Here is a 12,910-nt window from a genome sequence, read left to right on the forward strand (position 1 = left end):
AAGGGGGAAGCACCGACATGCCGACCTGCCCGAACGGACACCAGTCGGTCTCCGACGACTGGTGCGAGGTCTGCGGCCATCGCATGGCCGGGGCGGGCGGGCCTGCGGGTGCCGTGCCGCCCCCACCGCCGCCGGCGCCCGGGTACGGGTACCCCGGTCCCGGCGGCGACCCGAACGCGACCGCCCAGGCGGAGCTCTGCCCGCAGTGCCGCACCCCGCGCGAGGCCATGGCCCCGTTCTGCGAGGAGTGCCGCTGGAACTTCCTGACGAACACGGCGACTTCGTACACGCCGGTCGCCCCGCCCGGCATGCCCGGCCCGCCGCCGGGGATGCCCGGTCCGCCGCCCGGGATGCCCAGCCCGCCGCCCGGTCTGAACCTGCCGCCCGGCTTCCAGGCCGGCCCCGGCCCGAGCCACCCGGCTCCGGGCCCCGGTCCGCAGATGCCGCCGCCGGCGCCGCACGGCTCGCGGCCGCCGGACCCGTTCGAGTACCAGGGCTCGCGCCCCTCGCAGATGAACCGGCCGGCCGAGCCGCTCGCCGGCGACCCCGCGCAGCACCAGGGTCCGCCGCCGCCCCCGCCGGCGTTCAACCAGCCGGGCCCGCCGCCGCCCCCGTCCGCGTTCAGCCGGCCCGTTCCGCCGCCGCCCGGCCCCGGTCCGCAGGGGTTCGACCCGCAGGGTCCGGGCCCGCAGGGGTTCGACCCGCAGGGTCCCGGTCCCCAGGGCTTCGACCCGCAGGGTCCCGGTCCGCAGGCCGGGCCGCCGATGCCGCCCGGTCCGCAGCCGGGTCCGCCGGCCCCGCCGGCGTTCCTGCAGCAGGGTCCGCCGCCGCCCCCGCCCGCTCCGCAGCAGCCGCAGGCGCCGGCGCCGGGCGCGGACGACTGGATGCTGCCGCCGCCCTCGCACGCCCAGTCCGCCGCGCCCCAGGCGCCGCAGGCACCCCAGGCCCAGCACGCGCCGCCGGCCCCGCCGCAGCCGCACGCCCCGCAGTTCCAGGGCCAGCCGCCGCTGCCGCAGCAGGGCGGTCCGCTCGGCGCGCCGCCGCTCGGCGGCCAGCAGCAGCCGCCGTTCCCGGGGCCGGGCATGCAGGGTGCCGGCTGGACCGCGGTGATCGGTCCGGACCGTGAGTACTTCCTGGCGATGATGCAGCGCAGCGGCCCGGAGGCGTCGGGCCTGAACCTGCCCGCGTACTCCCCCGAGCAGCACCTGCCGCTGGACGGCAACCAGGTGTCGATCGGCCGCCGCCGGCACTCGACGGGCGAGTCCCCGGACATCGACCTGTCGGTGCCGCCGGAGGACCCGGGCGTCTCGCACCAGCACGCGGTGCTGGTGGCGCAGCCGGACGGTACGTGGGCGGTGGTGGACCAGAACTCCACCAACGGCACCACGATCAACGGTGCGGAGGAGCCGATCCAGCCGTACGTGCCGATCCCGCTGCAGGACGGCGACCGGGTGCACGTCGGCGCCTGGACGACGATCACGATCCGCCGCGGCTGACGGGCCGCGGAACGACGCGCAGACGCCCCGGGGCCGCACCGCCGGCCCCGGGGCGCCGTGCGTCCGGGCCGAGGCATCCAGGCCTGGCGCCGGGCCCGGGGTCCTAGGCCCCCGGTCCTCGGCCGGGCGGTCTGAGACCATGGAACGGTGATGGAGATTCCGCGCGGCACAGTCCAGGAGCAGACCTTCTACGAGCAGGTCGGGGGCGAGGAGACCTTCCGGCGCCTCGTCCGCCGCTTCTACGAGGGCGTGGCGGAGGACCCGCTGCTGCGTCCCATGTACCCGGAGGAGGACCTGGGCCCGGCCGAGGAGCGGCTCGCGCTCTTCCTGATGCAGTACTGGGGCGGCCCCCGCACGTACAGCGACCACCGTGGCCATCCGCGGCTGCGGATGCGGCACGCGCCGTTCCCGGTCGACCAGGCGGCGCACGACGCCTGGCTGCGGCACATGCGCGCGGCCGTCGACGAGCTGGGGCTCGCCGAGGAGCACGAGCGGCAGCTGTGGAACTACCTCACCTACGCCGCCGCCTCCATGGTCAACACGGTGGACTGAGAGGTCACGTTCCGCGAGGAGTTGGCTACGATCCGGTCATCCATGGTCGTGTTCCGGTCAACCGCCCGCAACTTCTGACACGTCGCACACGCTCGCCACTACCTTCACGGTCGCAACACATCGAACGGACATCCGCACCCGGCGGATGTCCTTCTTCTTGTGGAGGTTCATCGTGCGACGGAGAACCATGCGTGTGGCGGCCGCCGCGGCCGCGGGAACGGTCACCGCTCTGCTCGCGGGGAGCACCGCCGTGGGAAACGTGTTCCACGTCTACCACGGCAGCGACTTCGCCTTCATCAGCACCGATCACTCGTACGTGAGGGTGTGCGATCGCGAAATCGACGGATTCAACGTCTACAGCGAGTTCTCCCGGCTGTCCGGCGCCACCGGCCGGGTGGAGGAGAGCGGCGGCTACTGCCGGTCCGGCTCCTCGGGCAGCTCGAAGGTCTACCGGCTGAAGGTGTGCGAGAACTACCCCTTCGCCCCTGACTCGTGCTCCGGCTGGAAAGAGCACTACTGACCATGACCGCCCCCCTCACCCTGGACGTCACCGGCCTGAGCTGCGAGCTCGGCGGGCGCCCGCTGCTGCGCGACGTCGCGCTGACCGCCCGCGCGGGCGAGTCCCTCGCCGTCACCGGCCCGAGCGGCAGCGGCAAGTCCACGCTGCTGGCCCTGCTCGCCGGTCTGCGCCGCCCGCGGGCCGGGACGGTCCGGGTGTGCGGGACGGACACCGCCGCGCTGAAGCCGGCGAAGGCCGCGGCGTGGCGGCTGCGGACGATCGGCTTCGTGTACCAGGCGGGCGAGCTGCTGCCCGAGCTGAGCGCCGTCGAGAACGCGGCCCTGCCGCTGCTGATCGGCGGCACGGGCCGGACGGAGGCGTACGGGACGGCCGGCCGGCTGCTCGACGAGCTCGGGGTCGGCGCGGTGGCCGACTCCCCGGCGGGGGTGCTCTCCGGCGGCGAGCGGCAGCGGGTCGCGGTGGCCCGCGCCCTGTCGACCCGCCCGCCGCTGATCCTCGCCGACGAGCCGACCGGCGCACTGGACGAGCGGGCCACCGACGACGTCTGCGCGCTGCTGTTCTCGCTCCCCGCGCGCTACGGCACGACGGTGCTCGCCGTCACCCACAACCCGCTGGTCGCCCACCACGCCGACCGCAGACTGCGCCTGCACACGGGACGGCTGACGGAGACCGAGGGCGAGGCCGAGGGTGAGACCGAGACGGAGGGCGAACCCGAGCCCGAGGCCGCCGTCCGCCCGGGGGCCGACGCGTGACGGGGCCGCGCCGCGTCCGCCGGGGCGCGACCGCGCAGTTGCTCGCGGTCGGGCGGCGGGCCGCGGGCGAGCGGCGCGACCCCCGGCACCTCGTCCAGGCGCTCTGCCTGCTGCTCGCGGGCGCCGCCGCAGCGCTGCTCGCCTGGGGAGTACTGGTCAACACCGCCGTGTACGGGGCGCGCGAGGCCCGCACCGAGGCCCGGCTCCCGGTCCGCGGCGCCCCGGGGACCCCGCCGCAGCTCCGGTGGGCGGACGGCTCGGACACCGTGGGCGACCGGGCGTTCTCGGTCGTCACCCTCGAACCCGTCGCCGGCCGGGCCCCGTTGCCGCCCGGACTCCCCCGGTGGCCCGCGCCCGGCGAGGCGTTCGTGTCGCCCGCGCTGCTGGACGCCCTGCCGCAGTCCGCGACCCGGTACGGCCGGCTCGGCGGCGTCATCGCGCCGAGCGGGCTCAAGGACCCCGGCGAACTCTTCGTCTACCGCCGCCCGGCCGCCGGTTCGGGGCTCGCGGAGCGGCCGACCGCCTTCCCCGTCACCGGCTTCGGCGCACCGGCGGACGACCCGTACTTCCTCACCGGCGACGGCTTCGACCGTCCCGCGGCGGACCTGTACTGGCTGATGGCACCGCTGCTCGGGCTCCCCGTGGGCGTCCTGCTCGTCGTCGCCGCCCGGCTCGGGGCCCGCAACCGCGACCGGACACTGGCCGTGCTGCACGCGATCGGCGCGAGCCGCTCCGTACGGGCGAGGATCGCGGCGGGCGCGTGCCTGCGCCCGCTGGCCGCGGGCGTGCTCACCGGCGGTGTGCCGCTGACCGTCCTCGCGTACACCGGACTCACCCTCCCGCTGACCGGGTACGAGATCGCCGCCCGCGATCTCGCCGCGCTCCGCTGGGCGTTCCCGCTCGCGCTGCTCCCGCTCTGGGCCCTGCTCTGCGGCGCCTTCGCGGCCCTGCACCTGCGGATCGGCGAGGCGGAGGGCGCGCGGCCGCGCCCCGAGTCCGGCCGCCGCGCGGTGTGGCCGGGCCGGCTCTGCGGGCTCGGGACGCTCGCCGCACTGTGGGGCGCGATGCTCGGCGGGGCGTACGGGGCGCGGCTGTTCGGCGTGGGCGTGATCCTGGCGCTGGCCGGGTCGCCGCCCCTGGCCGGCCGGGCCGCCGCCCGGATCGCGGCCGCGGTGACCCGGCGGCCGGAGGGCGATCCGGCCCGGCTCGTCGGCGGCCGCTGGGCCGCCGCCCATCCGCGGGTGCTGGCCCGCGGCAGCGCGGCGATCGCGGTGCTGCTCGGGCTGCTGGCCCAGACGTACGTCACGGTCGGCGAGCTGACGACGGACGCCCGGCACGCGACCGCGCTCGCCGAACGGCTCGACGGCCGGCTGGTGGAGGTGAACGGCGTGCGCACCCCGGAGCAGGCGTCCCGCTTCCTGGGCGCGCTCGCCCCCGGTGCCCGGGTGCTGCGGGTGGTCCACCCGTCCGAGCAGGCCCCGCCCGTCGTGCTCGCCGACTGCGGCACGCTGGCCGCCCTCGCGCCGCTGCGCGCCGGCTGTCCCCGCACCCCGCTCCCGCCGGAGGAGGTCTTCGCCGCCCGAACGGCGCGCACGGAGGCCCTGCGCTGGACGACGTTCGGCGCGGCGACGGTCCGGGGCGCCGCCGACCGGGCCGAACTGCTCGCGGGAGAGGGCGCGTTCGTCGTGCTGTCGGCGGACGAGGGCGGGGTGTCCGCGGTGGAGCGGGCCGCGTACGCGACGCTGCCGCTGACCGATGTGCACGTACCGGGAGCCGAGTACGTGGTCGGGGCGGCGGCCCGTGCCCGGATCGCGGACTGGGTGCTGCTCACGGCGGGCCTGGGCCTGGGCTTCCTGGTGCTGACCGGGGCGGCGGGCCTGCTGCACGCCTTCCTGGAACGGGCCGAGGAGCTGCGGCCGTTGGCCGGGTACACCTCGGGAGCCGGCTTCCATCTGCGGGTGGCCTGGTGGGGCATGGGCCTGCCGACGGTCTGCGCGCTGCTCCTGGCCACGCTGTTCGGTGCCCTGCTCGCCGCGTTCAACCTGGCCTTCCTCGCGCCCTCCGGCAACTCCCCCGTCCCGGTGCTCGCCGCCGGCCTCGCCCTCGCCGTCCTCGTCTGCGCCGCGGCCACCCTCGCCGGGGGTCTCCTCGGCGCCCGCTACACGCACGCCTGGGACCCGCGCGGCGACCGGAGTTGACTGAATGTACGGCTCCGCACACGGACGGGCGGAATCCGGTGACCTCGCGCCGGATAACGGTCACGATCGAGTCAAGGTCGGTCCGTAGCACGGTGCAAGCGGTTTCCACACTCCATGCCCTCTGAAAGCATCCGGTGAACGTTTCGGGTCATCGGGGGACGCCTTCGGGGGGATGGGTGACGGGGTGACGGGGTTCGTACTGCTGCGGGTCAGGGCGCACCGACTGCTGCTCTCGGCCGCGTTGCTCGCCGTCCTGCTGACCACCTCCGTCCTCGCCGCCCTGGCCGGATTCTCGGGTTCCGTCGGCGACGCCGCGCTGCGCTCCACGCTCCAGGGCCGGGACGCGGGCGCCGCGGCCCTGGCCGTCTCGGCGCAGCCGCCCCCCGACAAGCGGGCCTCGGCGGACGCGGCCGTCCGCGCCGGGGCGCGGCGGACCTTCGCCGGTCTGCCGGTGACCGTGCGCAGGCTGGAGCGCTCCGGCCCGTACGCGCTGCCGCGCGCCCTCCAGGACCCGGCGGCCCGGCGCGGCGAGCCGTATCTGACCCGGCTCGCCGCGCTCGACCGCTCCCGGGTCACGCTGGTCCGCGGGGCCTTCCCGCGCGCGTCCGGGACGGCCGGGCCCGTCGAGGTCGCGCTGCCCGAGGCCGCGGCGAAGCGGCTGCGGATCGCGCCCGGGGCCGTCCTCGACCTCACCGACCGGCTGGACGAGAAGCGCACCCTGAAGGCCCGGGTGACCGGCGTCTACCGGCCCGCCGATCTCTCCGACACCTACTGGCTCCTCGACGAGGCCGCCGGGCGTGGCGTGCGGACCGTGGTGTTCACGACGTACGGCCCGCTGCTCGCCGACGAGGCGCTGTTCGGCTCCGGCCGGCTCAGCCGGGGCGACACGGCCTGGCAGGCGACCGCGGACTTCGACGCCATGACCACCGACCGGATCGAGCCGCTGCACGCCGCGGCCGCCGCCGGGGCCGCGGCGCTCGCGGCCGACACCGGACCGTTCGGCGGCGGGCAGGTGACGGTGCAGACCTCGCTGCCGACCGTGCTCCAGCAGGTCGAACGCCCGCTGCTCGTGGCCCGGTCCACGCTGCTGATCGTGGCCGTGCAGCTGGTGCTGCTCGCCGCGTACACGCTGCTGCTCGTCGCCCGGCTCCTCGGCGCCGAGCGGTCCGGCGAGACGGAACTGCTGCGGGCGCGCGGCGGTTCGCGCGGCCGGCTGGTGGGGCTGGCCGCCGTGGAGGCCGGGCTGCTCGCGCTGCCCGCGGCCGTGGTCGCCCCGCTGCTCGCCGGTCCGCTGACCCGGCTGCTCGGCTCGCAGGGGGCGCTCGCCGACGCCGGGCTGCGGCTCGACACGGCACCCTCCGCGCAGGTGTGGCTGGTGGCGGCCGGCGTCGCGGTGTGCTGCGCGGCCGCCGTGGTCGCGCCCGCGCTGGCCGCCGGCGGCGGAACGATCCGGCTGCGCAAGGGCCGTGCGGCGGCGCTGCCCGCATCGGTGCGGGCCGGGGCCGACGTCGGCCTGCTGGTCGTCGCGGCCGTCGCGTACTGGCAGCTCGACCGGCAGACCACCGCGTCCGGCGGCGGCGCGAACGGCGGCGACGGCGAGGGCCGGCTCGGCATCGATCCTTCCCCTGGCCTTTCGAGCTGGGCAGACCCCATGCTCGTCGCCGCGCCCGCGCTCGCACTGCTCGCCGGCACCGTCCTGACGCTGCGTCTGCTGCCGCCCGCGGCCCGGCTCGCGGAGCGGCGCGCGGCGGGCGGCCGGGGGCTGCCGGCGGCGCTCGCGGGCTGGCAGTTCAGCCGCCGGCCGCTGCGCGGCGCGGGGCCGGTGCTGCTGCTGGTGCTCGCGGTGGCGATGGGCATGCTGGCGATCGGGCAGAGCGCGTCGTGGGGCCGCTCCCAGAACGACCAGGCCGACTTCCGCACCGGCGCCGCCGTACGCGTCCTGACCACCCGCGGCTCGGACCCGGGCGAGGCCGGCCTGTACGCCGGGCTGCCCGGCGTACGGGCCGCCGCCCCGGCACTGCGCGACACCATGGGCCTGAGCGGCAACCGCACCGCGGACGTGCTCGCCCTGGACATCACGAACGCCGCGGCCGGCGACGGGCTGCTGCTGCGCGGGGACCTGGCCGGCGACCGGCCGGTCCGCGAGGTCCTCGGCACGCTCGCCCCCACCGGACGCGACGCCGCCCCGCCCGGTGTGCGGCTCCCGGACGGCGCCGAGGGGCTGACCCTGGACCTGCGGCTGACGTCCACCGCCTCGACGCACCCCGCGCCGCCGCGGGTGACGGTGACCGTGGAGGACCGGTACGGCATCCCGTACGGCCGGGTCCTCGGCTCGCTCCCCGCGGACGGGAAGGTCCACCGGCTCACCGCCGACCTGCGCGGGGAGACCCGCCCGGAGGGCGGCGCGCAGACCGGCGCGCAGACCGGCGCCGAGACCGGCGCTGAGACCGGCGCGCCTGCCGGCCCGCTGACCCTGACCGGCCTGGAGCTCGACGGTCAGATCGGGTACGGCGAGGGCGGCACCGAGCGGCTGGTCGTCGAGGCGCTGTCGGCCGCCCGCGCCGACGGAGCGCCGCAGCCCGTGACCGCCCGCTTGGGCGGCTGGGCCGCGGAGCTGGAGGAGTCGCCCGACGGCGGGGAGCCGTCGGTGGTGCGCCCGCGGCCGTCGGCCGACGCCGCGGCGCCGCTGGACATCACGTACCGGTTCAGCTCCGTCCGGTCCCCGGACGCGTACGCCACGGCCGCGGGTTACGGCCTGCGCCTCGTCCCGGTCCGGGACGGCAAGACGGGCCCGCTGCCCGCGGTGGCCTCGGACGCGTTCCTGTCCGCGGCCGGGGCGCGGCGCGGCGACACCGTGGACGTGACGGTGGCGGGGCGGAAGGTGACGGTACGGATCGTGGAGACGGTGCGGGAGCTGCCGACGACGGGTACGAGCGCCGCGAAGCCGGGCGCGGCGGCGGGCGCCGGCGACGGCGGCGGGATCCTGATCGACCTGCGGTCCGCGAACCGGCTCCTCGCGCTCGCCCCGGGCTCGCCGCTGCAGCCCAACGAGTGGTGGCTGGCGACCGACCGGGGCCGGGCCGCCGAGGTCGCGGCGGCGCTGCGCGCACAGCCGGACATGGACGCGGCGCAGGTCCTCGTCCGCGACGAGGCCGCGGCCGAACTCGTCGGCGACCCGCTCGGCGCCGGTCCGCGCTCCGCGCTGATGGCGGTCGCGGCCGCCGCGGCGGCCCTCGCGGCGGTCGGCTTCGCGGTGAGCGCGGCGGGCTCGGTACGGGAGCGGGCGGGCGAGTTCGGCCTGCTCCGCGCGCTCGGCGCGCCGCGCCGGCAGCTCGCCCGGCTGATCTCCGCGGAGCAGGGCCTGCTGGTCGGGATCGGGCTGCTGATGGGCCTGGCGCTGGGCACGGTCCTGACCCGGGCGGTGGTCCCGCTGGTCCTCCTCACGCCCCAGGCCACACGGCCGGTGCCCCCGGTCCTCGTCGAACTCCCCGCGGCCCGGGTGGCCGTCCTGCTGGCGGCCGTCGCGGCCGTCCCCGTCCTGATCGTCACCGCGATCGCGCTGCGCCGCGAGGACCCGGCGAAGACCCTGCGGACCCAGGGGGCGGAATGACGACTGCGGCCCACCCCGGAGGTGACTGACATGGCCCGTACGCCTGTTGCCGTGGCGCCCTGGGTGCGGACGCGGATGCGGGTGGCGCCCTGGGCGGCGTGTGCGGTGACGGTGCTGGTGTTCGTCACCGCGCTGCTGGCCGCCGCGCTGCCCCGCGCCGTGGACGTCTACGAGACCGAGGGGCTGCGGCACGCGGTCGCGGACGCCCCGGCGGCCAAGCGGGTCGTCGAGGTGCTCAACGAGGACCGCACGGACGCCGGGGAGGTGACGCCGAAGCGGCTCGCCGAGGACCACGCCGCGCTGCTGCGCGCACTGCCTGCGCCGCTGCGGACGCTGCCCGCCGACTCCGCGTACGGCGTGCGCACGTCCAAGCGCGTCGGGGCCCTCGACGCCTGGCTGCCCAAGCCGAACAAGCTGCTCCCGCAGCTGACCCTGTCCACCCAGTCGGGCGTGCCCCGGCACAGCACCCTGCGCGCGGGCCGGTTCGCGGCCGGCGGCGACGAGCCCGAGGCCGTCGTGACCGTCGCCACCGCCGAGGCGCTGCGCATCAAGCCCGGAGCGGTGATCCACGTACCGGGCGACGACGCCCGCCCCCTCGGCATCCGGATCACCGGCATCGTCGAGCCGCGCGACCGGCAGAGCGCGTACTGGGCCTACGAGCCCACCCTGCACACCCCCGTGTACGCGTCCGTGCCGCGCGCCGACTCGCCCGAGTTCTACTGGGACGCCGCCCTGCTCCTCGCCCCCGAGGCGGCCGGCGCGGTGCAGCGGACCACCGCGGGCTCCGAGGTGTACTGGCGGCTCGCCCCGGCGAGCGCCCATCTGACCGGGCGGGACGTGCCCGCGCTCACCGCCGTGCTCGCCTCGCTCGGCACCGGCCCCGACCTCGTCCGGCTGCGCGAACTGCTCGGTGAGGTCACCAGCGTGCGCACCGGACTCGACGAACTCGTCGGCGGCCACGTGTGGATGCGCGACGCGATCTCCCCGGTCGTCGCGGTGGCCGCGTTCGGCATGGGCGCGGTGGCACTGGTCGTGCTCGCGATGACCGGCGGCCTGTTCACCGCCCGCCGCCACGCCGAACTCGCCCTGCTCCGCGCGCGCGGCGGCTCGCTGGCCGGCATCGGCGTCCGGCTGCTCGGCGAGACCGCGGTGCTCGCCGTGCCGGCGGCGGGCCTCGGCCTGCTGGCCGCGGTGCTGCTCGTCGGCGACGCCCCGTGGGCCGGCGGCGGATCCGCCCGCCTGCTGCCCGCCGCGCTCGCCGCGGCGGCGGTCGCGCTCGTCGCGATGCTCGCGCTGCCGCTGCGCGCCGTGTACGTGCACCGCACCCCGCGGCTGCACGGCGCGCGCGAGGACCTGGTCGACGCCCGGCCCTCGCGCCGCCACGTCGTCGCCGAGCTGACGCTGCTGGTCCTCGCCGCCGGGGCCGTCGCCGCGCTACGCCGGCGCGGCACCTCCGACGCCGGCGACCACCTGGTGAGCGCTGCCCCGGTGCTCGTCGCGCTGATCGCCGCGCTGCTGCTGGTACGGCTGTACCCGCTGCCGCTGCGCTGGGCCGCCCGCCCGGCGGCGCGGCTGCGCGGCGCGGTCGGGTACCTGTCCCTCGCACGGGCGGGACGCTCGTCCGCGAACGGCGCGCTGCCGCTGCTCGCGCTGCTCGTGGCGCTGACGACGGCGGCGTTCGGCGGCTCGGTGCTCGCCGGCGTCGCCGACGCCCGGGACCGGGCCGCACTGCTCACGACCGGCGCGGACGCCCGGATCTCCTCCCCCACCGGTACGGCGCCGCTGCCGGCCGGGCTCGACCGGGCGGTGCGCGGTTCGGCGGGGGTGCGGGACGCGCTGCCGGTGCACCTCGCGTACGGGGTGCCGCTGACGCCGGACGTGCGGACGGCGCAGAACGCCTCGGACACCCGCCTGGACGACGCGGCGGGGCCGAAGTACGCCACGGTGCTGGGCGTCGACCCCGGCCCGTACGCGCGGCTGGCGCGGGAGACGGGGACCGGCGCGTTCCCGGCCGGGCTGCTCGGGGGGCCCGGCGCCGACCGGGTGGTGCCGGTGATCGCCTCACCCGCGGTCGCCCGCCGGCTCGGCCGCGAACCGTACGAGATCCCCTCGTACGCCGGGCAGTTCACGGTGCGGGTGGTGGCGGTGCTCGACCGGACCCCCGCCGTCACCGAGACGGACTTCCTGCTGATCGACCGGGCCGCCATGCCCCGCGTCACGCCGACCGCGCTGCTGGTCACGGCCCGCCCCGGCGGCCTCGACGGACCGGCGCTGCGGACGCTGGTACGGGAGCGGGCGAAGGGCTTCACCGTGCGGCTGCGGCAGGAGCAGCGGGACGCGTACGTGGACTCGCCGATGCAGACCGGCGCGGAACGGGTCTACGCGACGGCGATCGGCGCGGGCGCGGGATACGCGGGCCTGGCGGTGCTGCTGTCGCTGGTGCGCACCGCGCCGGAACGGGTCACGCTGCTGGCCCGGCTGCGGACGATGGGCCTGACACGGCGGCAGGGCCGGCGGCTGCTCGGCCTGGAGGCGCTGCCGCAGGCGCTGCTCGCGGCGGTCGGCGGGACGCTCGTCGGCTGGGCGACGATCCTGCTGCTCGCGCCGGGCGTGGACCTGGTCCGGCTGGCGCTCGCGGCCGCGCCGGAGCTGACGACGATGGAGCGGGTGACCGTGGAGCACGCGGCGCTGCGCGCCGACGGCTGGTCGCTGACGCTGCCCGCGCTGGGCGTGGTGCTGCTGACGGCCGGGACGGCGGGGCTGCAGGCCTGGTGGTCGTCGCGGCGCGGATCGATCAAGGAACTGAGGGCGGGAGACACGCGATGAGCGACACGACCCTGGCGGACCTGGAACAGCGGGCGACGGCGCGGCGCGACCGGCCCTCGTACGGGCACGACGCGCTGATCGCCTGCGACCGGCTGGTCCGCATCTTCACGACGGACGGCGTGGAGGTGCAGGCCCTGCAGGGCCTGGACCTGCTGGTGCAGCCGGGCGAGTTGATGGCGCTGGTGGGGGCGTCCGGCTCGGGCAAGTCGACCTTGATGAACATCCTGGCGGGCCTGGACGTCCCGACGGCCGGCGCGGCGAAGGTGGCGGGCTGCGACCTGCTGTCGATGGACGCGAAGGCGCGGCTGCGGTACCGGCGGGAGGTGGTCGGCTTCGTCTGGCAGCAGACCGGGCGGAACCTGCTGCCGTATCTGACGGCGGCCCAGAACGTCGCCCTGCCCATGCAGTTGAAGGGCGGCCGCATGTCGCGGCGGGCGAAGGCGCAGCGGGCGGAGGAGCTGCTGGGCATGCTGGGCGTCGCGGACTGCCGCGACCGCCGCCCGCACCAGCTGTCCGGCGGTCAGCAGCAGCGCGTCGCGATCGCCGTGGCGCTGGCGAACGACCCGGCGGTGCTGCTGGCGGACGAGCCGACCGGCGAACTGGACTCGGCGACCGGCGAGCAGGTCTTCGCCGCGTTCCGCCGCGCCAACGAGGAGCTCGGCACGACGATCGTCATCGTGACGCACGACCAGGCGGTGGCCACGGAGGTCCGCCGCACGGTCGCGATCCGCGACGGCCGCACGTCCTCGGAGGTGCTCCGGCGCACCGAGATCGACGCGGAGGGCCAGGAGTCCCTGGTCTCGAAGGAGTACGCCATGCTCGACCGCGCCGGCCGCCTCCAGCTCCCCGCGGACTACACCCAGGCCCTGGGCATGCAACACCGCGTCCTGCTGGAACTGGAACCCGACCACATCGGCGTCTGGCCGGACGGCCAGGAGAACTGACGGCCGGAGGAC

At 77.2% G+C, this 12,910-nt stretch carries 8 protein-coding genes; all 8 read left to right on the forward strand.

The genetic code is table 11. The features are described 5' to 3' along the window. Positions 1–17 precede the first annotated feature (17 nt). A complete protein-coding gene (locus ACGFMM_RS03620) occupies positions 18–1,496 on the forward strand; it encodes an FHA domain-containing protein (protein ID WP_393642712.1) in 1,479 nt (492 codons plus the stop codon). A gap of 147 nt (positions 1,497–1,643) precedes the next feature. Continuing rightward, a complete protein-coding gene (locus ACGFMM_RS03625) occupies positions 1,644–2,048 on the forward strand; it encodes a globin (protein WP_393642713.1) in 405 nt (134 codons plus the stop codon). Between the two features lie 172 nt (positions 2,049–2,220). Next, complete coding sequence (locus tag ACGFMM_RS03630) at positions 2,221–2,568, forward strand: hypothetical protein (RefSeq protein ID WP_393642715.1); 348 nt, start codon at positions 2,221–2,223, stop codon at positions 2,566–2,568. Between the two features lie 2 nt (positions 2,569–2,570). Continuing rightward, positions 2,571–3,320, forward strand: a complete 750-nt coding sequence (locus tag ACGFMM_RS03635; RefSeq protein ID WP_393642716.1) for an ABC transporter ATP-binding protein — start codon at positions 2,571–2,573, stop codon at positions 3,318–3,320. Further along, positions 3,317–5,518 (forward strand): hypothetical protein, encoded by a 2,202-nt coding sequence (locus tag ACGFMM_RS03640; protein ID WP_393642718.1) that lies wholly within the window; start codon positions 3,317–3,319, stop codon positions 5,516–5,518. The genes ACGFMM_RS03635 and ACGFMM_RS03640 overlap by 4 nt, the downstream gene beginning before the upstream one ends. A 184-nt stretch (positions 5,519–5,702) precedes the next feature. Then, positions 5,703–9,128, forward strand: a complete 3,426-nt coding sequence (locus tag ACGFMM_RS03645) for an FtsX-like permease family protein (RefSeq protein ID WP_393642719.1) — start codon at positions 5,703–5,705, stop codon at positions 9,126–9,128. Positions 9,129–9,158: 30 nt separating this feature from the next. After that, positions 9,159–11,954: an ABC transporter permease gene (locus ACGFMM_RS03650; RefSeq protein WP_393642721.1), complete on the forward strand. Its 2,796-nt coding sequence runs from the start codon at positions 9,159–9,161 to the stop codon at positions 11,952–11,954. After that, positions 11,951–12,898, forward strand: a complete 948-nt coding sequence (locus tag ACGFMM_RS03655; protein WP_393642722.1) for an ABC transporter ATP-binding protein — start codon at positions 11,951–11,953, stop codon at positions 12,896–12,898. Before ACGFMM_RS03650 ends, ACGFMM_RS03655 begins: the two co-directional genes overlap by 4 nt. The last annotated feature ends 12 nt before the right edge of the window (positions 12,899–12,910 follow it).

Source organism: Streptomyces sp. NPDC048604 (assembly GCF_043199435.1).
Taxonomy (GTDB): domain Bacteria; phylum Actinomycetota; class Actinomycetes; order Streptomycetales; family Streptomycetaceae; genus Streptomyces.